22 protein-coding genes are annotated in these 22,448 nt (G+C 58.6%); 12 read left to right on the top strand and 10 right to left on the bottom strand.

From position 1 onward, the window contains the following. Nucleotides 1–79 precede the first annotated feature (79 nt). The 6 genes from NA8A_RS21940 to NA8A_RS21915 form a co-directional block, all read right to left on the bottom strand. A complete protein-coding gene (locus NA8A_RS21940; RefSeq protein WP_074896910.1) occupies nucleotides 80–2,245 on the bottom strand; it encodes a peptidylprolyl isomerase in 2,166 nt (721 codons plus the stop codon). A gap of 2 nt (nucleotides 2,246–2,247) precedes the next feature. Further along, nucleotides 2,248–3,375 (bottom strand): FtsH protease activity modulator HflK, encoded by a 1,128-nt coding sequence (gene hflK, locus NA8A_RS21935; RefSeq protein WP_040673343.1) that lies wholly within the window; start codon nucleotides 3,373–3,375, stop codon nucleotides 2,248–2,250. Continuing rightward, nucleotides 3,372–4,322: a protease modulator HflC gene (gene hflC, locus NA8A_RS21930; protein ID WP_009452611.1), complete on the bottom strand. Its 951-nt coding sequence runs from the start codon at nucleotides 4,320–4,322 to the stop codon at nucleotides 3,372–3,374. Before hflC ends, hflK (NA8A_RS21935) begins: the two co-directional genes overlap by 4 nt. Before the next feature lie 23 nt (nucleotides 4,323–4,345). Next, entirely contained in the window at nucleotides 4,346–5,893 is a 1,548-nt protein-coding gene (hflK, locus tag NA8A_RS21925; RefSeq protein ID WP_009452610.1) for an FtsH protease activity modulator HflK, read from the bottom strand. 328 nt (nucleotides 5,894–6,221) lie between these two features. Then, nucleotides 6,222–7,679, bottom strand: a complete 1,458-nt coding sequence (locus NA8A_RS21920) for an ATP-binding protein (protein WP_009452609.1) — start codon at nucleotides 7,677–7,679, stop codon at nucleotides 6,222–6,224. Continuing rightward, complete coding sequence (locus tag NA8A_RS21915; protein ID WP_009452608.1) at nucleotides 7,676–8,398, bottom strand: response regulator; 723 nt, start codon at nucleotides 8,396–8,398, stop codon at nucleotides 7,676–7,678. Before NA8A_RS21915 ends, NA8A_RS21920 begins: the two co-directional genes overlap by 4 nt. A gap of 316 nt (nucleotides 8,399–8,714) precedes the next feature. Here NA8A_RS21915 and NA8A_RS21910 point away from each other — a divergent pair, with 316 nt between their 5' ends. Together NA8A_RS21910 and NA8A_RS21905 are read left to right on the top strand one after the other, a co-directional pair. Beyond that, nucleotides 8,715–9,599 (top strand): endonuclease/exonuclease/phosphatase family protein, encoded by an 885-nt coding sequence (locus NA8A_RS21910; protein ID WP_009452607.1) that lies wholly within the window; start codon nucleotides 8,715–8,717, stop codon nucleotides 9,597–9,599. 70 nt (nucleotides 9,600–9,669) lie between these two features. After that, nucleotides 9,670–10,167: a hypothetical protein gene (locus NA8A_RS21905; RefSeq protein ID WP_009452606.1), complete on the top strand. Its 498-nt coding sequence runs from the start codon at nucleotides 9,670–9,672 to the stop codon at nucleotides 10,165–10,167. 12 nt (nucleotides 10,168–10,179) lie between these two features. Here the strand turns inward: NA8A_RS21905 and NA8A_RS21900 are convergent, their stop codons facing one another. Together NA8A_RS21900 and NA8A_RS21895 are read right to left on the bottom strand one after the other, a co-directional pair. After that, nucleotides 10,180–11,526 (bottom strand): Nramp family divalent metal transporter, encoded by a 1,347-nt coding sequence (locus NA8A_RS21900; protein ID WP_009452605.1) that lies wholly within the window; start codon nucleotides 11,524–11,526, stop codon nucleotides 10,180–10,182. Nucleotides 11,527–11,667: 141 nt separating this feature from the next. Beyond that, nucleotides 11,668–12,090: a MerR family transcriptional regulator gene (locus NA8A_RS21895; protein WP_009452604.1), complete on the bottom strand. Its 423-nt coding sequence runs from the start codon at nucleotides 12,088–12,090 to the stop codon at nucleotides 11,668–11,670. 146 nt (nucleotides 12,091–12,236) lie between these two features. On the opposite strand from NA8A_RS21895, the gene NA8A_RS21890 reads away from it, so the two are divergent. The 10 genes from NA8A_RS21890 (at nucleotide 12,237) to NA8A_RS21845 (ending at nucleotide 20,977) form a co-directional block, all read left to right on the top strand. Next, nucleotides 12,237–12,749 (top strand): copper chaperone PCu(A)C, encoded by a 513-nt coding sequence (locus NA8A_RS21890; RefSeq protein WP_240532838.1) that lies wholly within the window; start codon nucleotides 12,237–12,239, stop codon nucleotides 12,747–12,749. Between the two features lie 147 nt (nucleotides 12,750–12,896). Beyond that, nucleotides 12,897–13,553 carry a transglutaminase-like cysteine peptidase gene (locus NA8A_RS21885; RefSeq protein ID WP_009452602.1) on the top strand — a complete coding sequence of 219 codons (657 nt, stop codon included), beginning with the start codon at nucleotides 12,897–12,899 and terminating at the stop codon, nucleotides 13,551–13,553. Nucleotides 13,554–14,172: 619 nt separating this feature from the next. Next, nucleotides 14,173–14,823, top strand: coding sequence for a cytochrome c oxidase assembly protein (locus NA8A_RS21880; RefSeq protein ID WP_009452601.1), 651 nt, complete (start codon nucleotides 14,173–14,175; stop codon nucleotides 14,821–14,823). Next, nucleotides 14,804–15,340: a copper chaperone PCu(A)C gene (locus tag NA8A_RS21875; protein WP_009452600.1), complete on the top strand. Its 537-nt coding sequence runs from the start codon at nucleotides 14,804–14,806 to the stop codon at nucleotides 15,338–15,340. Before NA8A_RS21880 ends, NA8A_RS21875 begins: the two co-directional genes overlap by 20 nt. A 216-nt stretch (nucleotides 15,341–15,556) precedes the next feature. Then, nucleotides 15,557–16,564 (top strand): L,D-transpeptidase family protein, encoded by a 1,008-nt coding sequence (locus tag NA8A_RS21870; protein WP_009452599.1) that lies wholly within the window; start codon nucleotides 15,557–15,559, stop codon nucleotides 16,562–16,564. Nucleotides 16,565–16,995: 431 nt separating this feature from the next. After that, nucleotides 16,996–17,736, top strand: coding sequence for a L,D-transpeptidase family protein (locus NA8A_RS21865; protein WP_051018048.1), 741 nt, complete (start codon nucleotides 16,996–16,998; stop codon nucleotides 17,734–17,736). Nucleotides 17,737–17,802: 66 nt separating this feature from the next. Beyond that, entirely contained in the window at nucleotides 17,803–18,453 is a 651-nt protein-coding gene (locus NA8A_RS21860; RefSeq protein WP_009452597.1) for a DsbA family protein, read from the top strand. Beyond that, nucleotides 18,446–19,324 (top strand): peptidylprolyl isomerase, encoded by an 879-nt coding sequence (locus NA8A_RS21855; protein ID WP_009452596.1) that lies wholly within the window; start codon nucleotides 18,446–18,448, stop codon nucleotides 19,322–19,324. The genes NA8A_RS21860 and NA8A_RS21855 overlap by 8 nt, the downstream gene beginning before the upstream one ends. 46 nt (nucleotides 19,325–19,370) lie before the next feature. Beyond that, nucleotides 19,371–19,919 carry a L,D-transpeptidase gene (locus NA8A_RS21850; protein WP_009452595.1) on the top strand — a complete coding sequence of 183 codons (549 nt, stop codon included), beginning with the start codon at nucleotides 19,371–19,373 and terminating at the stop codon, nucleotides 19,917–19,919. Next, the gene (locus NA8A_RS21845) at nucleotides 19,919–20,977 is read left to right on the top strand and encodes a flavin-containing monooxygenase (protein WP_009452594.1); all 1,059 of its coding nucleotides are present in this window, start codon (nucleotides 19,919–19,921) and stop codon (nucleotides 20,975–20,977) included. Before NA8A_RS21850 ends, NA8A_RS21845 begins: the two co-directional genes overlap by 1 nt. A gap of 128 nt (nucleotides 20,978–21,105) precedes the next feature. Here the strand turns inward: NA8A_RS21845 and NA8A_RS21840 are convergent, their stop codons facing one another. Beyond that, on the bottom strand, nucleotides 21,106–21,561 hold the full coding sequence (locus tag NA8A_RS21840) for a pseudoazurin (RefSeq protein ID WP_009452593.1): 456 nt from the start codon (nucleotides 21,559–21,561) through the stop codon (nucleotides 21,106–21,108). A gap of 19 nt (nucleotides 21,562–21,580) precedes the next feature. Beyond that, nucleotides 21,581–22,171: a class I SAM-dependent methyltransferase gene (locus NA8A_RS21835; protein ID WP_240532837.1), complete on the bottom strand. Its 591-nt coding sequence runs from the start codon at nucleotides 22,169–22,171 to the stop codon at nucleotides 21,581–21,583. Nucleotides 22,172–22,448: the final 277 nt, after the last annotated feature.

Genomic DNA, 22,448 nt, shown 5'->3' with positions numbered 1-22,448 from the left:
CGATGTCTCCTGTCTCGCAGGGACTACGTCATAGGACCTATAGCAGCTAGAGGGTCAAGGGGCTTTAAGAGTTTCTTCGCTACGGCGATGGCGGTTGTTCGCGAGAGGCCGCGCGCGTGAGATATTTTTCCAGAACCTGCGGATACAACTGCACCTTGGCTTCTTGGAGTTGCCGCCTCTGCAATTCATCGGCCATGGAGCGATGCTGTTGGTTGGTCAGGTACTCCTCGATAAAGGGCTTTGCCTCGTCAAGAATTAACTGTTGCGGCGAGGTTCGTTCCGTCACTTCCACGATGTAGATGCTGCCTCCCAACTCGAAAGGTTTGCCAACTTTTCCCGGCTCCATGTCTTGAATCGCTTCATGGAATGGGTGGCTCATCAGTTCGCCTAGTGGATCCCCGCTTTCGCCGATCCAACCAGGGAACTCGCCACCCTTTGAAGCTGTTTCGACATCCTCGGAATACTCCTGCGCTACCGAGGCAAAGTCCGACCCCGGGACTGCTCCTGTCAGCTTCCGATAGGCTTCGTCTGAACGTTCGCGTGCACGACTCGCGTCCGCCTCGCTCGAGCCAAGACCGATACGGACATAACGGATTCTCGACATCGGAGGACTCACAAGGCGATCGCGATTGTCGGAGTAGAATGCTTGAATTTGCTCGTCGGTGACATCGATCCGGTCGTCCACCTCCTCCTGCTCCATCATTTGCCGCAGCAAACGAAGTCGCGTTTCGTCGGCAAGGGGTTTGTTTGCGACGTCGAGCAACTTGTCATAGGTGTCCGATACCAGGAGCATGCGATCAATTAGCGCGTCTGCCAAACGTTTGAGACCCTCTGCGCCTTCGAACTGGTCGCGAAGTGACGCTTCCTCATATTCCTTGTAGAAATCGCGAAGGCTGTAGCGCTGTCCCTTGATCGTGAAGAGCGTCTTTTCGCCGTTCTCCGCGAACCATTGCTGTTCCTTTTGCGCGCGTACGGTTGTCATGATCGTCGGGCGGACTTCGACTAAGCTCTTTGCGCCCGCGGGCATGACCTCCTGAAGGCGGACGACATAATACGATCCGCCTGCCTGAAACACGCTCGCCAGTTCCCCGGGAACCAGTGCGAAGACGTTTTTGTCCCAATCGGGGTTCTTGCTGCCTTCGGGCACCTCCGCCCGGGATGAAAAACGTGCCTTCGAGTATCGCTCTGCTGTCGCCTGGAATGTTGCGCCGCCCTGGATGCTCAGTAAGGCGCTGGCCGCCTCTTGTTGGGCCTTCGGGCCGAATTGTGATGCACTGAACTCCAGTTCATCAGCAATGGCGCGGCGTGGCAATTTGAATTGGTCGATGTTCTGTCGGTAGTAGGTCTCAAGCTCCTCCTGGCTCGGAGCAGGCACGTCCAGGAGATCGAAACTACGAGTGATCGATCCGCTTGTTCGCAACTTCTCCAAATAATCTTCGACAAAAGCGGGTTCCTGCTCGGCAACCAGGGTCCGCCGTATCTCATCGCGCACTTCGGTAAAGCGACGTCCTTCATAGCGCGTTTTGTTCTTATCGTAGTAATCGCGGATGCTGCTTTCGGAGATTGAGATGCGTTCGGTATGAAGCTGGTCCGCGAAGGATTCGAGATTGAGATTTTCATTTATGTGCTTGATCGCATGTTGGAAGCTCTCGTCGGCTTCCGGCTTTCGATTTGCTGCCCATCGGAGAATCAGTTGATCCGAAATAAGATCTTCAACCGTCTCAAGAAGTGCTTCTTGCGACATGGGACCAGGGCTGCTGGTGGACGAGGAGAGCACATTCAGGTGAGATTCGATGTCTTCAAGGGTTATCTGTCCCCCCTCGAATGTCGCGACGACGTTGGGGGCCGGAGGAGATGGGAGTGCCATGTCGGCGAAATAGTCCGAAGTGAAGAAGACGAGCGCGGCGGGAATGGTCGTGATCGCGAAAATGCTCGCCACATACTGACCCAGTGTCGGTCGCCGTGCTGGCGCCGGCTGAGCCTGATCTGAGTCAGCCGTCGATTCTGCCTCTGACGGTGGGCTTTCCGTGAGCTGCCCCGAGTCATCGGGCATCGACTCCGCTGCGGCCGGATCGGACCCAGGAGGTTCTGGTGAGGCAGTGGCAATTGGTGGACCGGATGCGATAGTAGCGTGGTTGTCAGCCGATTCTGGAGGTTCGACCGTGCGATCGCTGTCCGGATTCGATGGCTTTCCGCTGAGGCTATTGCGAAAATCGGACCAGATCTGACGCCAACCATCCGCCATGGCTAGCGCGCCGCCTCACCGTTAGTTGGTACGCCATTCTGAGTGCCATACAGTCTCAGGTTGAAGCTGCCGCCTTTCGCGGTATCCAGAGCATAAACCTGCACGCGAGGCATGATTTTCTCGATGGTCTCAAGATACATCCGATATCGGGTCACATCTTCGCCGTAGGCTTCTGCATTCTTTCGATACTCGTCCCAAAGAAGATCGAACGCGCGTGCCGTTCCGCTTGCGCGCGCCAGAACGGCGGATCGGTAAGCGGCAGCCTGTGCCTTCAGTTGCTGTGCCTGACCTCTAGCTTCCGGGACGAGGCTGTTCGCATATCCTCGTGCCTCATTGATCAGACGGGCCTTTTCCTCGCGCGCGGTATTGACGCCTGTGAAGGCATCCGCGACGCTGGCAGGAGGGAACGCTTTCTGCAGGTCAACGCCGACGATAACGAGGCCGGTCCGATACTGATCCAGACGCGATTGTGTCTCCTCGCGGATGGCTTGTTGCAAGGACTGCCGTCCGCTGGTTAGCAATGCATCGACCGGAAGACGTGTTACCAGCCCGGTGACCGATGCCCGGAGCGCGTCTCGGACGATGCGATATGGAGCGTATTCGACGTTGAGTATGTAGTTGGCTGGCTCGCGCACCTGATACTGCACGATGACTTCTACATCGACAACATTGGTATCGCCGGAGAGCGTCTGAAGTTTCGCCGGAGGTTCAGGATGTATGTGCTCTTCCTCGGGAGCGCTTATGCCCACTTGCTCACGTCGGACACTGGTAACATCGACGATATCCACGCGGTCGATCGGCCACGGTAGCCGATAGTGGAGTCCCGGTTCAACACTGGGTTGGACAATGGCACCAAAGCGGCGCACAACCGCGGCTTCTCCAGGCGCGACCGAATAGACGCCGGTCAAAGCATAGCCGATAGCGATCAGCATCACCGCACCCGCAAGCAGAGGGCCAGGCCTTAGGTGGCCGAGAGCGACCTTGAAGTCTGCAAATGCGAACCGCCCACCCTCCGCAATGGCGCGAACAAGGAGTTTCGATTTGATCGCGACGTCGCGGGCAATTTTTCCGCTGCCATCGTCCGCCGTCGACGGGGACTTTGGTGATTCTGCCACATCCTCGTCCATCATCTGTCGCGCTCCGAATCCGCGGTCACCTTGGGCGATCCGGCAGTCGCGGTCGACGATGGAGGAAGTTTCAGAGCGTTTCGTGGATCCAGATACTGAAGCAGTTCGGAATCGGCGGGCAAAATCAACGTCGTGCCTTCATCAATGAACTTGTCGTAGGCTTCGAGCGTTCTGGAGAAGCGGTAAAAATCCTTGTCCCTGCCGAAGGAGCCCGCATAGATCGCAATCGCTTCAGCATCGGCTGTCCCACGGATCTCTGCGGATTCGCGGCTCGCGGTGGCGAGAATCTTCGCCTTCTCGGTATCGGCTTCCGCTCGTATGCTGGCTGCTTCTTCCGCGCCTTCCGAGCGAAACTGGCGTGCGATCGCCTCGCGCTCCGAGCGCATGCGCTGGAAAACGCTTGTGAGGTTGGCCTCCGGGAACGTGAGCTCCTTGAGCTGGATATCTGTGACCGTGAAGCCATAAGCACCCGTGCGGGCTGCAGCCCTCTCCTTCACGGCATTCAAGGTGTCTGGAAGGCTCGCCTGTGAGGTATCGACTGTGACGAGATTTCCGAGCTCGACCTGTCCCAATGCCGCTCCGAGCTCAGCTTTGATAATATCGTTGAGCTGTGTGCTGGCGCCGCGCAGGCTGTTGACGTTCTTCAGAAACGCCAGCGCATCCGTTACTTGCCAGGTGGCATAGGCCTCCACCATGATGTTCTTCTTGTCGCTACTCAGGAATTCCGTTTTCGGTAGGTTGTAGACTTGAATTTGCTTGCTGATTTTTAGGACACTTTGAATGGGGTCGGGCGCTTTGATGTAGAGACCAGGGTCACTGAGCACGCGAACGGGCCGCCCAAACTGCGTCACGATCGCGTACTCGGTGGTGTCGACCTGATAGAGGGTCAATGTTGCTCCCAGGAAGGCAAGGCCCAAGACGCCAAGAGCGGCAATTCGAACTGGTTTCATGTCGTAATCGTCCTCGCCTGTCCCTATTGCATTGGGGGCAGCAGTTGAGCCTTGCCCGGTTGTGTTATCCAAAGATCCGTCGATTGCGGGATGATCGTCGGGTCCATCACGAATTTCTTGGCACCAGCCAGCGATTTCTCCACGGCCTCGAGGTAGAGGCGCTGGCGGGTGATATCCGGCGCCGCCGCGTAGGCTTGTCGCCGCGCTTCGAAATTCGCGGCATCTCCAGCGGATGAGGCGAGCTTTTCAGCGGCATAGGCTCGCGCAGCCTGCCGCGCGGTGTCGGCGTCGCCGCGCGCGGTCGGAAGAACCTCGTTGCGGTAGGCGAGCGCCTCGTTGACGAAGGTGTTGCGATCTTCCCGCGCGCTCGCGACGTCGCGAAATGCATCAGCCACTTCGGGAGGCGGCGCGCTCTCGAGCAATTGCACGCCGACGATCCGGATCCCCGCTGCACTCCGGTCGAGCGACGCCTGGGCAGCCTTCGCGGCTTTTTCCTGTATGGCGGTCTTGTCGACCGTGAGGACAGCGTCAACCGCGTCCTCACCAACGCTCTGGCGCAGGGCTCCCACGCCGGCCTGGAGGACGAGGTCGTCCGGCGCGGATACATTGAGAACGAATGCCGAAGCGTCGCCGACTGAGAACTGAACGCTCGCCCGGACAGAGATGAGGTTCTCGTCGCCCGTCAGCATCTGGAGAGGGCCGGTCTCGATTCGTCTCACCAGATCGAGCGCAACCACGTCGACGGTCTCGATCGGGCTTGGCCAGCGATAGTGCATTCCAGGCTCCGCCTCTTCGATCACCTTTCCGAAGCGCCTCACCACCGCCACTTCCCCAGGCTGGACCGTGTAGATGCCGGTCAAGAAATAGAGAGCTATCAAGGCGAGCGATGCGATAGGAGCATAAATGCGAAACCAGCCGTGGCTATGGAGGTGACCGTGTGCGTCCTCGGCTTCCACTTGCAGCTGCTCACGATGCCGCAGCGCAGTGATCGCAGCAGCGGCGATCTCGAATCCAGAGAGAAAAATCATGACGACGACGATGGCCGCTGCAGCCGTGTCCAGGTTCTCCAGGCCGAGAGCGGCTCCTCCCAAGCCGGCCACAACGACAATCGACGCATATATGTCGACTTGAGAGTGGTAGCCGCTGGCAATCAATGCCGGGGAATCTGTCTGGCGGCCCACATAGAGCTTGTAGCGGGCAATGACGTAGGCGACCACGACGGTAACGAGAGAGGCCAGGGTGATAGGCCCAAGGTTCCTCAAATCTGGAGGCTCTCCTGCAAGGACCTCCCCGACAATGTCCAGCCCAACATAGAAGATCGCTGCCGAAACAAGCAGCGCCACCCAATTTTCCACGGCACGAGCCCCGTTTTGCGCGGCTGCCGCTAGCTTCGTACGGCTCAGGAACAGACCTATCAGAACGAACACGCCGATCGCGAGATCCGCGAGGGAATGAATGGCGCTGGACCGGAGCGCCAGGCTTCCGGAAGCTGCTGACAACCAGAACTTGAAAAGGATCAGAAGGCCGTTGATGAGGATCGTGACGAATACGGTGCGCTCTTTACGATCCATCGTCTGTCGACTCTCGCGAAATGGAAACAGCTTCGGCGGCCGCGACGCTCCTTCGGGGGAAAGGGCGCGACAAAGGGGGCTGGGTCAACAGCGTCGGAGAGCGGCTGACGACATCTCCCTTTGTTCACAACCGAACGGAGAGCTACGGTGCTGCGCTGCACATACACGACAGAATTTACAGGAGTTCGTCGTAACCTCGCCCGGACATGGCGGCTTGTGTCAGCACCGGACTTCTGACACATTCTGCAACACTTTTCTAAAGCGTCGCCCCTCAGCTGACGCGGAAGCGAACATTCCGATCCGTCAGTCACCGGCGCATTGAAGCCGGCTACTTGCGTGGCTGGCGAGATCGATGCCTTGGGGCGGCCCCGCGATTGGCGACGTTTGTCCCTACTGGCATCAGGACCCGTACGCAAAGACCGCCAGCTTCGCCGCGGTTTTCCAGCTGGATCGATCCGCCGTGCATGTCCAGAGCCATCTGGGCGATGGCCAGTCCAAGACCCGCGCCACCGGTGTTGCGGTTCCTTGAGCTTTCAATGCGGTAGAATGGTTGGAATATGCGCTCCAACTCTTCGTCCGGGACTCCAGGACCCTGATCGGTGATGCTAATGTCGATCATCCCTTCCCTGACCTTGGCAACCACATGAGCGCGCTCCCCATATTTGACCGCGTTGTCGATGAGATTGGACAATGCTCGCTTCAAAGCCAGTGGGCGGCATGCAGCGACGATTGTGCCGCAAGGAACAAAGCTGACGTCGTGCCCGATGTCCGAGAAATCGCTGCAGATCGCCTCCAACATGGATCCGATATCCGTTGCCTGCGGTTCCTCCTGCGCGGTTCCCTCTCTGGCAAAAGCCAGCGTGGAGGCAAGCATCGCGTCCATCTCCTCGATCGCCGCGAGGATCCGATGCCGGACCTCGGAATCGCCCAAACTCTCCGCCCGAAGTCGAATTGTCGTTAGCGGTGTACGCAAATCGTGGGAGATAGCCCCGAGCATTTGGGCTCGCCCTTCGATCGTCTGAAGGACCCGCTTCTGCATGTTGTTGAACGCCCGGGCGGCTTCCCGGACTTCACTCGGACCTGTCTCGGGCAAGGACGGCGCATAGACATTTCGAGCGAAAGCGGTGGCGGCGTGTGCAAACAGTGCCAGTGGGCTCGACATCTTCCTGATGGCCCACAGGGAAAGCGCCAATACGATAACCAAGAAGGTACCGGTAACCGCCAGTTGTCGCTCCCATCCAGGTGCCGAAGCCAGCGGCATCGACGTCGAGAAATTGAGCCTTTGACCCTCTGACAGCGGAACCGAGACCAGCACAGCCTGGTCGCGGTCGTGCCCATAGGCGAGGCGACTGATCCGCGAACCCAGCCACCGCCGCCAGCTATCTGGCGCAAGCGGCGTATTGCCGGGGTTAGCGTCGCTTATGTCCACCGATATCGGTTCGCTCGTGCCCGGTCGAACCTGTCGTAACAACAGGTCGGCCAGCGTGCTGTTGCTGGTGCCAATAGGTTCAATCGTGTTGTTGGTATCGTCCTGCGTTATTCTGACGTTGAACAGGTGGCCATCAGAGGAACGAACGATCCGATCCCTCCATTCGCTTGGAACGTCTGAAACAATATTCGCAATAGACGCAATATGCTGGGCGATGTGTTGCTCTTCTGTGCGCGTCAACGACTCAACTCGATCTTCCGACAGTACGAGCAGGGTGACCATATGCGTCGCAACAAGGCCCGTCACAAGAATGACGACTGTTCGGCCACTCAGGCTTTTCGGCAGCAAACCGATCATCCACGCGACACGTCGGCTGCAAATACATAGCCGTCGCCCCACACGGTCTTGAGGATTTGTGGGTTTTGGGGATCCTCCTCGATCTTCCGCCGCAACCTGCTGATCCGGGTGTCGATGCTGCGATCAATGAATTCGGACTCACGGCCCCGGGTCAAATCGAGGAGTTGATCCCGCGTGAGCACGATCTGCGGCCGCTCAACGAATACTTTCATCAGGTTAAATTCGGCAGTGCTCAAGGAAAGCAATGCATTATCTATCGACTTCAGAGAGCGTGTCGCCGTGTCGAATGTCCAGCGGTCGAACCGCCACACGCACGCAGTTTTGCTTCGCGTTCCTGCGGGAACGGATCGCGTCCTTCTGAGGACCGCGCGGATTCGGGCCACGAGTTCCCTGCCGCCGAAAGGCTTTGTCAGATAGTCGTCAGCGCCCATCTCGAGACCGAGGACACGATCAAATTCGTCGCCTTTCGCGGTGAGCATGACAACTGGAATGTTGGTCGTGGCTCTGAGATCGCGACAAAGGGTGAGCCCGTCCTCTCCTGGCAACATGAGATCGAGAACGACAAGGTCGACGCTGCTTTCGATGAGCTGCCGCCGCATTTGTCGTCCATCCGCTGCAGCGCTGACGCGATATCCTTCTTTGGCGAGCAGCCCGGCGACCAGGTCTCGAATATCCTGATGGTCATCAACCACCAGGATATGACCGTTCAAAACATCCACTGACACAGGTCACTCCCCGATCGCTAGCACAGGGTGAGCGACGTTTGCGGGCTTCCTGTCTCGGCCGATCGATAAGTCTCGCTCCAGCATAGCGTACAATCTCATGCTGCTAGAGATTCAAGAGGCCTCTGACGTCGGTCGCCGCGTTAGTTTGACTCACTGGTAAGAGCGAGGAGGAGGGACTATTCCTTCATCATCCCGACCGTCTTGCGACTGCAGAATGCTCGTTACGCTTTCAAAAAGTAAGCTTCATAGAGCCGGCATCGTCGCAATGGCAGTCCTGTGCGCAGGGTTTTCCGCAGCATCGTTGGGATCGATGGCTCTCGCGACAAACATGTGGATTGCTGACCTCGCAAACTTCCTTCGCCCGCATCTTTTGCTCCTCGCGACATGCCTGTTTGTTCTTAGTTTGACCTTCCGCCACGTCATCGTGGCACTTTTCGGGACACTAGCGCTGCTAAGCGGTGTGTTCCCGTTCTTTTTCCTACCACTGCCTGCTTCTTCGCAGATCGGCGCACCACTTACGGTGGTGACCGCTAATGTCTATGTCGACAACCCCGATCCGGCGGACTTTCTCTCACTTCCATCAATCGCGACCGCCGACATCCTGGTGCTCCAGGAGATGACGCCGCGATGGCAGGATGCGTTGGCAGCCAGCGGCATCTGGCCATTCGAGAGCAGTCGCGACCTGCACGCCAACACGGACATGAAGCTATTCAGCCGATTTCCGATCCTGACCGCGAGAACCGTGTCTCCCGAGAGCGCCGACACGGGCGGGAGGTTTGCCGTCCGATATGAACTGCTTGTGGGAGGCCGGGCCCTCATCGTCTATGCGGTTCATCCGCAGACGCCGAGAAGTCCACGCATGTGGCGCGAGCGGTCGGCCTATCTGCGTGATCTTGCGCAGGCGCTCCTGTCGGAACGGCAGGACACTCCCGTTGTCGTCGCGGGTGACTGGAACACCGCCTCGTGGTCTCCTTTCTTCAAAGACCTGTTGTCCTCCACGGGTTACAGGACGACTGAATCCCGATGGTGGCCCCTGCCGACCCGATTCAGCATAAGGTTCGGATCGTGGACGCAGCTCGGGACACCAATTGATCGCATCGTGCTGTCGCCAGCGGTGGGATTGGACAGCTTGGCGATGGGGCCAAAATTCGGGTCAAATCACCTTCCAGTCATTGCGAGGCTCACACTTCCGTAGGTCAGGCCATCGATCCCAACTTCAGGCACGGTGAACGGATGCATCAAGACGCGCGGATCGGAAGGCGGGCATGCGGCTAAGGCAGACAATCGGCGTTTTGCTTGCGGCATCGCTTGCCGGCATTCTACCGGCTTTGGCAGAACCGCCGACGGGCGTGTTCCTGTGGTTCCCAGACCAAGGAGCAGTACCTTCCTCCGCGGACTGTGATGCGCTCGTGCGCCGCATCAGGCCGTCCCGTGAGAAGGCCGACGCATTGCTTTGGGGCCGAGTGCCGTTCGGTTCGGACATGGAATACTATCTGTTCCTGGATCAAAGGAGGATGGAGACGACCTATGCCGCGGAGGGCGACTACGATACAGGGTCGGTCCGTTTCGGCCAGACCCGCGGGGACGAGACCGTCTTCGAGCTCATCCCCGATGACCATCCGACGGAGACGATTGCCGGGAATATCATTGCGCCTGCGGGCAGTTCGGTCGTCAAGGTCGTTCTGCGCAACGTTCCTTCATCCAATGGCGCCGCCGATAGGGTGACCTATTTCTGCCGGTTCGAGGACGACACGGAGGCGTGAGGACGCCGGGGATCAAGCTGCGGACGCAAGAAAGTCGAAGAGCAGCTTGACGTTCAGGGCAGCGATGGCAAAGGCGATAAAGAAGGCGATGGCGACCAGCGCACGGGGCGCCACCAGTTCACCCATCTTTTTCCGGTCGGCCGTGAACATCACCAGGGGAAACACCGCGAAAGACAGCTGAAGGCTGAGGATCACCTGGGTCAAAATCAGGAGCTGGGCGGTGCCGCTCTCTCCGTACCAGATGGTGATCGCCGCGGCTGGAATGATGGCGATCGCCCGCGTGATGAGCCGGCGAAGCCAGGGGGGCAGCTTGATATCCAGGAACCCTTCCATAACGATCTGTCCTGCAAGGGTCGCCGTCACCGTCGAGTTTATGCCACAGCACAGGAGCGCGATTCCGAACAAGGTCGGCGCGATGGCCGCGCCGAGCATCGGTGCCAGCAAGCTGTGGGCCTCGCCCAATTCGGCGATTTCCGTCCTCCCGGTCGTGTTGAACGTGGCGGCGGCAAGGATGAGGATCGACGCATTCACGCAGAGCGCGAACATCAGTGCGACCGTTGAGTCGATCGTGGCGAACTTCAGCGCTTCGCGCTTTTCCGGCAGGCTGTCGCCATAATTCCTCGTCTGCACGATCCCGGAGTGGAGATAGAGGTTATGCGGCATCACCGTCGCGCCGAGGATGCCAAGGGCGAGGTAGAGCATTTCGGGATTGGTGACGATCTCGGTGGTCGGGGCGAACCCGCGGATGACGTCGCCCCAGTTCGGATCCGCCAGGGCAATCTGAAGCACGAAGCAGACGGCAATTACGGCAAGCAGCGCGATCACCAGTGCTTCGACCCAGCGGAAGCCAAGCCTTTGCAGATAGAGAATGAGGAAGACGTCAAGCGCGGTGATCACGACGCCAATTTCCAGCGGGATGCCAAAGAGCAGGTTCAAGCCGATGGCCGTACCGATGACCTCGGCGATGTCGGTCGCGATGATCGCGACCTCCGCGAGCCCCCACAGGGTACGCGACACGGACTTTGGATACGCATCCTTGCAAGCCTGCGCCAGGTCCCTGCCGGACGCGATGGCGAGTCGCGCGCAAAGGGATTGGAGGATGATCGCCATGATGTTTGAGATCAGGGCCACCACGAGCAGGGTGTATCCGAAGCGCGATCCGCCTGCGATCGACGTCGCCCAGTTGCCGGGATCCATGTAGCCGACGGCAACAAGATAGCCCGGGCCGATGAAGGCGGCGGCCCGGCGCCAGGACGAGTGCATGCCCTGCACGGGCACTGACCGGTGCACATCGGACATTGAAGGGGCACGCGACCTGCCCCTCCAGCCGTTGGCGACGTCCGACGTCGGCTCGGTCATCTCGATCCCTCGGATTTGCAGTTGCAACCTATTTGCATTTAAAGCAATGAAATTGCATTTGGCAAGACGTGCTGGCTGACGTCGCGCCGCAATTCAGAAATCTTTCGGGGATCGTGCGAGAAGCCGACGCTTGGCTCCTCGCTAAGGTCGCTGGTGTTCGCTCACGCACATGTCGTGGTTGGCGAGAGACTGCAGCACGTAGCAGTGTTTAACCTGATCGTCGTGGTTTCGTGACGTCATGCGATCAAGCTCCTTCTCGAGAAGACGGAGCTTGGCGATCTTGTTGCGAACGGCCTGAAGCTGCCGAACGGCGATTTCATCGGCATCCACGCAAGGACGGTCGGGATGAGCGCTCAGTTCCAGGAGTTCCCTGATGGCCTCGATTGTGAACCCCAAATCCCGAGCATGCTTGATAAACGACAGGCGCTCTCGATCATGTGATTCATATCGCCGCTGGTTGCCCCCGGAACGTTCGGCAACAGCCATCAATCCCATCTGCTCATAGTACCGTATCGTAGGAATTTTGACGCCGGTTGCCCGCGACAGTTCTCCAATCGTCAGCATCTGTTCCTCCAGTATCTATAGCTATTATGACTTAGGATTTCTCCCTGCAAACGCGTTCAATTGCCGCATTGTCTGGCAGCATTGATCATAGGTTTGCCCAGATTGGGCTCAACCAAGGGCAGGCACTGGAGAGAGGACATTTGCTTGTGAATAGAGAACTTTTGACAGCGGGGCTGGCAATCTTCGTCTTGGCCACGCAGGTGGAGGCATCCAACGGCGTACAAGATCATGGCAAGCCGCCGCCGATTTTGACGGTCGAGCACGCGGAGATCCTGGTGACAGAGAACGAGGACGACGGCGTTGAAGGCTATCTCACAATCTGGAATGGCACCAATCAGCAGATCAGCCTGGAGGCGATCCGAAGCGATGCATTCGGCAAGATTTCCATCTTGCGAACCGAAATGAGTTCGGGCCGGACCAGCACCGGGCCAGTGGAAGGAATTGTTCCTGTGCCGGGTCACGCCGAATTGACGATGCGCCCTAGCGGCATTCGCTTGCTCCTGGAGGATCCCCTGTCCCGAACTGACAGGTTGTCTGACAGCCGCCTTACGCTGGTCTTCGAAGGCGGGCAGGAACTGGAAGTTACCGCCAATGTCGTCCAATCACGCGATCAGTTGACGGTACATCATCACGGCCAGGGAGACGTCGCCGTTGACTGACCGCGTATGCGGTCACCATCGGTGAATCAAATATTGAAGCACCGCATAAAATTTTCAGATAGTTCTCCCTTAATTTAACCAACTGATTTTCCATCGTTTTGAGGCTTATCCTGTATCTGCTTCCCAACACTACGGGGAGACGGTTCAATGATACGCTTTGTTGTTTGCGCCCTGGCGCTCGGAATGTCATGCGTCATGGCGTCAGCCAATGCCTTTCACTTCAACCCCACACAGCCCATCCGAGCCAGCAATATGCTTACATTCGGGACGACCACTATGCCGGTCGGATACTACGAGTACTGCAGGCGCTACCGGAGCGAGTGTGCCCGGTCACCGGAAGGCTCGATGATCAAGCTTACGAAGCCGAGATGGCGGGAGATCGTCTCGATCAACGCGGATGTGAACGCTGCGGTCGCTCCGCTTACCGACATGGAGATCTTCGGCGTAGAAGAGCGATGGGAATACCCGACCACCGTGGGAGATTGCGAGGACTACGCTCTTGAGAAACGCAAGCGCCTGAACGAACTCGGCTACCCTTTGGGTGCTCTGCTGATGACGGTTGCCCGCGACGCAAAGGGCGGAGGACACGCGGTCCTGACAGTGGTCACGAATCTCGGGGACTTCATCCTGGACAATCTGGAGCAGAAGGTCCTGCTGTGGAAGGACACGGAAATCTACTATCTTAAGCGCCAGTCTGGAGAAGACCTGAATCGCTGGGTCAGCCTGGTGAATGAGGACGAGCTTCTTATGTCCTCAGGCAGGAAGTACGCGCCTTCCGCGGCGGCCGCCAGCGTAAACAGATAGACCGCAGTGCCGCCGTATAGCATCTCAAGATTGTTATGACCGAGCCCGACGCACACCAGTCGGAACACCGAAGACAGTACCAAGTAGGCGATCGGTACGATTAACGTAAAGCAGGCCAAGCGAAAAATCATCGAGAAATGGACCGAATTGGACGTCAAGACGGTCCACCTTCTCACCGATAACGGCGATCGGCCACTCAAGCGTGAGTGATTGGACCGTTACCCAGTTCGGAGGACGATTGAGTTTCGTTCGTCTCAGTCCGAACGTGACTGAAACTTATCCAGTACACGGCAACGACGAACGTTACCAGAAGCACGCACAGCACCCAGTTCATACGCCGTCTTTTGCGCGCAAGGAGCAGCGACTCGTGGGAGGGAAGGCATTCCAGTGCTTCCGGCATGGCTATGTCTGCTTCTCTTTGTAACCGAAGTGAGTTTCCTCCACGCCAGAACGTTATTCAACAGGCAGACGAGCTTTACCCGGTGCGGTGCTTTGACGCTTGCCGATACCAAATGATAGGAGGCAGCGCATCGAGCCCCCGCGCCTTGATGTCACGTTGTCAGATCGTTGATCATAAAACAACCTCCTCGGCCAAGAGGATCAGAGGAGGTCGTGACCCATGGAACATCGCTCGCGCAAACGCTGGCCCGTGATGGCCAGCGCCGGGATATTGGTCGCCATGACAGGTCTCGTCGCATATTCACCTACCCTCTATCGAATGTTTTGCGACCTGACAGGTTATGGCGGGACGGTCCAACGATCGGTCGACGGATCGATGCCGACCGCGACGAGCAACGAGACGGTTAAAGTGCTTTTCGATGCAAATGTCGCGCCAGACCTTCCCTGGGAGTTTCGCCCTGAGCAACGAAGCATAGAGACAAAATTCGGCGTACCCACCAAGGTCTATTACTACGCAAAAAATGTTTCTGATGAAACCGTCGTCGCACGGGCCACATTCAACGTCACGCCGTATCAGACGGCCCCTTTCTTCTTCAAAATCGAGTGCTTCTGTTTCACGGAAGAGAAATTGGGGCCGGGCCAGAGTGCCCGGATGCCCCTGGTTCTGTATCTCGACGAGCAAATGCTGAAGGATAAGGATGCCCGGAATTTCCGTGAAGTGACGCTGTCCTATACCTTCTTTCGACAGAAGAACCTGTCACCGCAGGAGATCGAAGCAGCACGGAATCTTTCGAAGGGATCCGACGAGACGGACGAACGCCTGACGACCTCCTCGACCCAGGAGTTCGATAATGACGCGCCGAGAAGATAGTCCGATAGAAGCACAACCATCTCAGCGCCGGGAACGGGGTTGGTCAAACGCGGCATCGGCGTTCGAGCCCTGGCCGCGGATCGGCAGGTCGCTGGCTTCAGGCGTCTTTCTGGCGGTTTTCGCCGCAAGTGGCGCGTCCGCCCACAGCTATAAGCTGGGCCAGATTTCGATCGGCCACGTCTGGTCACCGCCGCCGGCGGAAGGAGACGACGGCGTACCGGTGTATGGCGCCCTTCTCAATCAGGGGACGGCAGAAGCACAATTGACAGGGGCGGAATCATCCGTCGCCGAGACTGTCAGGTTCCGTGTCGATGCGGACGGCGCGGAACGTTGGCCCTCCCGCATAACGCTCAGCCCAGGCAAGCCGCTGGGTCTTGCCCCATGGCGCGAGCATATCTGGATTTCCGGACTGAAGAAGCCGCTACGGCCCGGCGACACGTTTCAACTAAGGCTTGATTTCGGAGAAAAGGGAAAAATCGATACAATGGTTATTGTCGAGGACGAGGCTGGCCACTAAACCGGTTGGCGAACAGGATATCGCCAGCGCGCAGACTTATTACCGTCTGTAGTATATCGCCACATTCACCGATACGTTGTCTCTCGCGGGCAACCTCTCATTCCTGTGATTCTTTGCCGCGCGGAAATTCGTTGGCGGAAACGCCATTTTAACTATGATGGCCTGACTCTGCGAAGCGCTGCCGGAATGGGTGCGTGCAGATGAATATGGTTATCGATGATGTTTACAGCCGTCAGAACAGGGGGGATTGTGCTGCTTGCGCTCTTTTTGAGCGCATGCGTTTCGACCGTTCTCGACGTTGACGGCAAGGCTACCCAGGCGATCCCGGCGGCACTCGTGGCGGAAATGTCGCGCAAATCCATGTCGGCTTCCGCGCCGATCCTCGTACGGATTTTCAAGCAGGAAAGCGAGCTTGAGATATGGAAACGGGATCGCAGCGGCAGATACGCCCTTCTCAAGGCCTACCCGATGTGTCGCTGGTCCGGAAAGCTCGGCCCGAAAAAGCGGGATGGGGACCGTCAGGCTCCTGAAGGGTTCTATCATGTGTCCGCGGGAATGCTGAACCCGAACTCCCAATACTATCTGTCCTTCAATCTTGGTTATCCGAACACGCTTGAAGCAGCACTCGGCTATACGGGGGAGGCGCTCATGGTCCATGGCGCCTGCTCGTCGTCCGGGTGTTTCGCACTGACGGACGAAGGCGTGGCCGAGATCTATGCCGTCGCGCGCGAGGCCCTGAAAGGTGGCCAAGGGACGTTCCAGGTCCAGGCGTTTCCGTTTCGGATGACGCCCCAGAACATGGCTAAATACAGGAACGATCCAAACTTTTCGTTCTGGTCGGACCTGAAGCTGGGCTACGACATTTTCGAGGTCACACGTCGGCAACCGAAGGTCTCCTATTGCGAAGGACGCTACGTCTTCGACAGGGAGTTCGAAGGTGGAGAGCCACGGGATCCTTTGGCGTCATGTCCGCCGGCACTGAATGCTGCTGATCCGTTGGTCGCCGGACGGCAGCAATCCGATCGCGTCGCTATGGACGATCTTCTTTCGACCGGCAGCGTGCTTTCGGCACATGCCTATTCCGATGGAGGCATGCATCCGAGCTTCCGCAAGCTGCTGGAACGCGGCGGACAGGCTTCTCTCGCCAAGCGGACCTCGCTGACATCGGTGCCGATCAGCCGTCCCGAGGCCGCACTGGCCGACCCTCACTCGCCAAATGAGTGACGCGATGGGACGGACACTGCTCGCTCTCCTGATGCTATGTTTCATTAGTCTCCACGCTGCGCTGACGACGGCGGCGGCGGGCGAGGGGGAGCCGTTCAAGCGGGGCTCAGTCCTGACATATGTCGAGACTGACACCGGCGACGATGGCGCTCCCGCTTCGCTTGTGGCTGCCGCGAAGTGTCATGATGGCTGCAGCTGGCTTGCCGCATGGCACGCTCCTGCTTTTTGCGAGACACATGCTTCTCCTCTGGAGAGATCTGCCGGCACTGTTCCTCCCGGGATTGTTGCCCTGGTCGTCCCCCCTCCCCGATAGACTCACGAAGAGGCGAAAACGATCGCCGTCGCACCATCCGGCAGTTCCGCCGGCGTGGTGTGCTCGATGGGTCGTTGCTTCATATGAGCAGCGTCTGCACGGCAGGCGCTCGACCCTGATGATATTATTGCGAGCACAACAAGTGACCCAGACACAACTACGCGTACAGTTTTCCCGGCGGCAGTTTCTCAGGCTCGGCGCGGCGGCAGCCGGTGGGTTCGTCCTGCCTGCCTGCTCGACCACCGGCAACGAGCCGGCAGAGCCGGTGCAGATCAAACCTGCGGAAGATCGATCCTACCTTTCCATGTATCGCGCCATGCCGGAAGAAGATTTCCCGATCCCGGCCGTTGACCTGTCCAAGGTCAACAAGCGCTTCTACAGGCAGCTGGTCGACGACCCCACCGGTGAGCGCCCCGGCACAATCGTCGTGGATACGAGAAATTTCTTTCTCTATCTCGTCCGGCCGGGTGGCAAGGCGATGCGCTACGGCGTTGGCCTCGGCCGTCAGGGGTTCGAATGGTCGGGTGACGGCGTGATCCAGTGGAAGCAGCGGTGGCCGAAATGGACACCTCCCGCCGAGATGATTGCACGCCAGCCGGAACTGGAAAAGTGGAGCGCGGAAAACGGCGGTCAACCGCCTGGCCTCAACAATCCGCTTGGCGCGCGAGCGCTGTACATATTCCAGAATGGCGAAGACACACTTTACCGTCTTCACGGAACGCCCGAATTCTGGACCATCGGCAAGGCGGTTTCGAGCGGCTGCGTCCGGTTGATGAATCAGGACATCATCGACTTGTACGACCGCGTCGCAACGCCGGCCCCCATCATCGTTCGAGCCCAAACAAGTGCACTTTTCTAGCGAGAGCCCCCTTGCCTCTCAAGGGGCTAGAGCTTGCATAAAACCGTCCTCACGAAAGGACCTGAAATGAAACGCCGCAATCTGATTTTTGGCATGGCTGCGACCGGGATGGTCGCGACTTATCCCGCCCTCCTGTTAGCGCAACCGTCAACCGACGCGCTGCTGGCCCCAGGGCCACTGCCGGAAAAGAGCTTCGGGCCTGAGGACGCGCCGGTAACGATCATCGAATACGCGTCTCTGACCTGCCCCCATTGCCGCACCTTCCATGTAAATGTGTGGCCCGAGCTCAAGAAAAAATATGTCGATACGGGTCAGGTCCGCTTCATCATGCGGGAGTTTCCGTTCGATCCGCGGTCCTCGGCCGGATTCATGTTGGCGCGGTGCATGGGCGATGACAAATGGTATCCCACCATCGATCTGCTTTACCGCACGCAGGACAACTGGGCACGGGTTGCCGACGGGACCGAGGCGCTCAAGTCAGTGATGGGCATGACGGGGATGAGCACCGCCGATTTCGAGAAATGCCTCAAGGACCAGGAGTTGCTGGATCAGGTCTCTGCCGTTGCCGAGGCAGGCAAGTCGTTTGGAGTGGACTCGACGCCGACCTTCTTCATCAATGGCCAGATGCAAAAAGGCGCACTGAGCATCGAGCGGTTCAGCGAGATTATCGATCCGCTCGTTACCGCCGCGAAACAGCAAGGAGGCTCCGATGAATAGCACGATCGGGAACCGGAGACGGAGCAATGCCGGCCTTCTCGTCGGCGCGATGATCCTGACGCTGTCTTTTCCGCTCGGATCTTCGGCTCTGGCTCAGGACACAGATGTCGTCGGTCGTGTGAATGGCCAGGATATCACGGCAGACGACCTTGCCCTCGCCGAGCAGATGTACGGGCCGCAGCTCGCCCAGATGCCGCCTGATGCGAGGCGTTCCATCCTGGTCGACGCACTGATCGACATGAAGATCGTGTCAGCCGCTGCCCGTGCGGCAAACGTTACCGGGCAGGACGCCTACAAGAGGCAGCTGGCGTTTCTGGAAGATCAGACGCTGCGCACCCTTTTCCTGGAACAACAGGTGGAAGAAGCGGTGACCGACAGCGTCGTCAGGGCTACCTATGACGAACAGGCGGCAAGGATTCCGCCGGTTACCGAGCGTCGGCTTCGCCATATCTTGCTTGGCAGCGAGGGCGATGCCGTCGAGGTCATTGAGGCGCTGAAGGGGGGAAAGGCGTTCGTGGAGCTGGCGCAGGAGCGCTCGGCCGACGAAGTCTCCAGGGTCAAGGGCGGAGACCTCGGCTTTGTGGCGGAAGGCCAGGTCTTGCCGGAGATCGATGCGGCGGCCGCGACTCTACAGCCTGGTGAATACACGCAGACGCCGGTTGCAAGCGCCTTCGGATTTCATGTCGTTCTGCTCGAGGAAACCCGAAATCGTCCTGCCCCGTCCTTCGAATCCGTGGCGCCGCAGATACGACAAGCTCTGAAAGCCGCCGAGGAGAGGCGGATCATTGCTGAACTCAAGGAAGGTGCGAAGATAGAAAAGCTCGTTCCCGACGTCGCTCCTCCCCAGGGTGAGGACGGTCATGAACACTGAGCCGAAAAGAATTGATGATGGTTCGTTGGGACGGATTGACAGGCGAATGCTCGTCCTCGGGATGTTCGCGCTGCTCGCGGTGCCCGGTCAGGCCCTTGCACACACCGCAAGGCGCAAGTTCGTGCTGGAAGAACGCTTCCTGCCACAGAACGTAAGATCGCCATATGACTACCCGGCAGGAACGATCGTGGTGGTTCCACGCGAGAAATATCTGTACCTTGTCGGTGGTGCAGGCTCTGCCCGACGATACGGCATCGGTGTCGGCAAGGCGGGACTTGCCTTTACCGGCTCGGCCGTGATCGGCAGGAAGGCAAAATGGCCGCCCTGGCGCCCGACGGACAACATGATCCGCCGAGATCCGGGGAAATATGCCCGCTACGCAAGCGGTGTCCCCGGCGGACCCAACAACCCGTTGGGATCCCGAGCTCTCTACCTTTACCGGAATAATCACGACACACTGTACCGTATCCACGGAACGACGGAGCCCTGGACCATCGGCAAGTCTGTTTCCAATGGCTGCATCAGGATGGTGAACGAGCATGTCGAGGATCTTTATGAGCGTGTGCCCGTAGGAGCCAGAGTCGTCGTGGTGTGATGGAAAAGCGCGTCCTTGTCGTTGGGGCCGGCCAGGCCGGTCTCGCGACCGGGTACTATCTCAAGGAGGCTGGTCTGCAGTTCACCATCGTCGACAGCCATCGGCGGGTGGGCGACAACTGGCGTGTCCGGTACGACTCGCTCACTTTGTTCACGCCACGTCAGTTCAGCGCCCTACCGGGACTGGACCTGGCGGGAAACCGGGAACTTTATGCGAGCCGCGACGAGTTCGCCGACTATCTTGAAGCATATGCTACACGCTTCCGACTGCCGATCCGGCTTGGTCTACGTCTGACCCGCCTCTCGAAGGCTGGAGACGACGGTTTTGAAGCTGCATTGGATGACGGGTCGCGTATCAACGCCAGCGAGGTGATCGTCGCGACCGGAGCATTCCAGGTCGCGCTTGTGCCGAAGGTGGCCGCGCAGTTCGGACACGAGGTGCTCCAGCTGACCACCGAAACCTACCGCAATCCGAACCAGCTGCCTGACGGTCCGGTCCTGGTGGTCGGAGATGGAGCAAGCGGCCGGGATATCGCTGTGGAAGCGCGACAAAGGCAGTCCGTCATGCTGGCGACGAGCAAGCCTCGCAAGCTCTTTCCCGAGCGAGTGCTTGGCAAGTCCATCTGGTGGTGGCTCAACCTGTTTGGCGTACTGAGAGCCCCCGCGGAGTCGCGGATTGGCAGAAAGCTTAGACAATCCGATGCGTTTCCTGATCGTGACCGGAGCATCGAAAGCCTGGCCAAGCGAGGCATCCGCGTGCTGCCACGCCTTACTGAAGCAAGCGGTCAAGTGGCCCGGTTTGCCGACGGTACGTCGGCGGACATCCGGACGGTCATATGGGCGGTCGGCTATCGGGACGACACAACATGGCTCGATATCGAAGGCGCCAAGGCGCATGACGGAGCATTCCTGCACGAAGCCGGTATCTCGCCGGTGAAAGGCATCTACTTTGTCGGCCGGCCTTGGCAAAGCAATCGAGCATCGGCGCTCATCATGGGTGCGGGACCAGACGGCGAGATTGTTGTCCAGCGATTGCTGTCGGACAGAGCGAAGCCATAGTCGTCAAGCGTCGAAACATCGTATTCAAGGGGTTTCGACGCTTTTCTTCCCAGAGATGGCAGCATGCAATTTCGTCACCGGGTGTTCGTACGCTGCCATCCACAGTTACTGGCGCAATCCGGAATGGATCAAGCCGCGGGAACTTCAGAAAGCAGCTCGTCGAACCGCTTTTTTGCTTTTGGCGGATGCTTGACTGCCCCGGCTTCATCCAGGTTGCTTGGCGTCCCTACGGCGATAAGCATCACCATCCCCATTCCGTAGTGCGGGACACATTTTACGCCATAGACGCCCTCCTTCTCGATGGTGATGGTGATCTGTTCATTCAGCTTGCCTTTGAACGGGAGCGCATTTTCCGGCAGCATCCCTTTTATGCTCTCGGCGTTGTGGGACTTGTCGGTTGGAAAGAAGGTTATGGTATCGCCGGGGGAAGCAGCCACGAAGTCCGGCTCGTAAACCATTGCGCCCTTCTTCCCTTTGTTCAGCATCTGGACTTTATGGTTGACACCGGTCTGTGCTCGCGCGGGCAGTGCCGCGAGGACTGCAAATGCCGTTGTGCCGGCCAGCATCTCGCGTCTCGTGAACATATCGAACTCCTTGCTCTTTCTATTGACGGGAAACCCGTTCCCCTTCCCAACACATCACGGTCGGGTTTTGCTTATGGATGAGAGCTGTATGGGCGTCTGACGTCACATGCGGTTCGGACGCTGATGTCACCTTCGGATCAACCCGAGTACGTGAAATCCGATAGACCGACGCCGGCGGCAGGTTCCATATGACGGTCCCGAGCAAATGCGCCTCCAGGCCCAGCCTCTCAAGTATGGCGTGCGCAACCGGGCACCGAGCGCCATAGGTGAATTGATAGAGATTGCCGCTGGGCCCGAGTCTGCGCGCCACGCCCTCAACAATGCGAAATACCGTGCGCGAGGGCATCGAAAGGAGCGGCAACCCGCTGATAACCGCACCGTATGCGACATCGCTCCCGATGCCCGCCCCTGATAAGCGAGCCGCACTGCCCTGGACAATTCGAGCGCCCGGAAACCGGCGCGTGAGCAAGTAAGCAAATCTCTCGTCCAGTTCGACCAGCGTCAGCTGTTCCGGCACCAAGCCACGTTTTACGAGAGCCTCGGTGAAGACGCCGGTGCCGGGTCCAAGTTCGAGAACTGACTCCGTGTTGCGGTCGATTGCCTTTGTCATCAAGTGGGCCAGAGACGTTCCTGAGGGGAGCACCGACCCTACCCTCAGGGGATGGGCGAGCCATTGGCGTAGGAATGTCAAACGCTGCGGCATTTGAGACATCTCGCGCCAACCATTCTTGCCAAGCGACATGGCATGGCGCGCGGGTGGCTGCTGATCGTCGGGTGCGACAGTGAGGCTGGGTTGGCGAGGTGCTTCAATAGACGGTACCGAAATCGGATGACAGGGTTGCCGTGCAAAGAGGCAGAGGATTCGTCTTCGGAGAGCTCATTTCTGG

This window comes from Nitratireductor indicus C115 (assembly GCF_000300515.1).
Taxonomy (GTDB): domain Bacteria; phylum Pseudomonadota; class Alphaproteobacteria; order Rhizobiales; family Rhizobiaceae; genus Nitratireductor; species Nitratireductor indicus.
The sequence above is the reverse complement of the archived record's forward strand: the minus strand, read 5'-3'. Positions and strand labels throughout refer to the sequence as shown.

Excerpts from the sequence above, each read along its gene's own strand:
- NA8A_RS21940 (WP_074896910.1), bottom strand. The coding sequence starts at position 2,245 with ATGGCGGATGGTTGGCGTCAGATCTGGTCCGATTTTCGCAATAGCCTC.
- hflK (WP_040673343.1), bottom strand. The coding sequence starts at position 3,375 with ATGATGGACGAGGATGTGGCAGAATCACCAAAGTCCCCGTCGACGGCG.
- hflC (WP_009452611.1), bottom strand. The coding sequence starts at position 4,322 with ATGAAACCAGTTCGAATTGCCGCTCTTGGCGTCTTGGGCCTTGCCTTC.
- hflK (WP_009452610.1), bottom strand. The coding sequence starts at position 5,893 with ATGGATCGTAAAGAGCGCACCGTATTCGTCACGATCCTCATCAACGGC.
- NA8A_RS21920 (WP_009452609.1), bottom strand. The coding sequence starts at position 7,679 with ATGATCGGTTTGCTGCCGAAAAGCCTGAGTGGCCGAACAGTCGTCATT.
- NA8A_RS21910 (WP_009452607.1), top strand. The coding sequence starts at position 8,715 with ATGGCTCTCGCGACAAACATGTGGATTGCTGACCTCGCAAACTTCCTT.
- NA8A_RS21905 (WP_009452606.1), top strand. The coding sequence starts at position 9,670 with ATGCGGCTAAGGCAGACAATCGGCGTTTTGCTTGCGGCATCGCTTGCC.
- NA8A_RS21900 (WP_009452605.1), bottom strand. The coding sequence starts at position 11,526 with ATGACCGAGCCGACGTCGGACGTCGCCAACGGCTGGAGGGGCAGGTCG.
- NA8A_RS21895 (WP_009452604.1), bottom strand. The coding sequence starts at position 12,090 with ATGCTGACGATTGGAGAACTGTCGCGGGCAACCGGCGTCAAAATTCCT.
- NA8A_RS21885 (WP_009452602.1), top strand. The coding sequence starts at position 12,897 with ATGATACGCTTTGTTGTTTGCGCCCTGGCGCTCGGAATGTCATGCGTC.
- NA8A_RS21880 (WP_009452601.1), top strand. The coding sequence starts at position 14,173 with ATGGAACATCGCTCGCGCAAACGCTGGCCCGTGATGGCCAGCGCCGGG.
- NA8A_RS21875 (WP_009452600.1), top strand. The coding sequence starts at position 14,804 with ATGACGCGCCGAGAAGATAGTCCGATAGAAGCACAACCATCTCAGCGC.
- NA8A_RS21870 (WP_009452599.1), top strand. The coding sequence starts at position 15,557 with ATGATGTTTACAGCCGTCAGAACAGGGGGGATTGTGCTGCTTGCGCTC.
- NA8A_RS21865 (WP_051018048.1), top strand. The coding sequence starts at position 16,996 with ATGATATTATTGCGAGCACAACAAGTGACCCAGACACAACTACGCGTA.
- NA8A_RS21860 (WP_009452597.1), top strand. The coding sequence starts at position 17,803 with ATGAAACGCCGCAATCTGATTTTTGGCATGGCTGCGACCGGGATGGTC.
- NA8A_RS21855 (WP_009452596.1), top strand. The coding sequence starts at position 18,446 with ATGAATAGCACGATCGGGAACCGGAGACGGAGCAATGCCGGCCTTCTC.
- NA8A_RS21850 (WP_009452595.1), top strand. The coding sequence starts at position 19,371 with ATGCTCGTCCTCGGGATGTTCGCGCTGCTCGCGGTGCCCGGTCAGGCC.
- NA8A_RS21845 (WP_009452594.1), top strand. The coding sequence starts at position 19,919 with ATGGAAAAGCGCGTCCTTGTCGTTGGGGCCGGCCAGGCCGGTCTCGCG.
- NA8A_RS21840 (WP_009452593.1), bottom strand. The coding sequence starts at position 21,561 with ATGTTCACGAGACGCGAGATGCTGGCCGGCACAACGGCATTTGCAGTC.
- NA8A_RS21835 (WP_240532837.1), bottom strand. The coding sequence starts at position 22,171 with ATGACAAAGGCAATCGACCGCAACACGGAGTCAGTTCTCGAACTTGGA.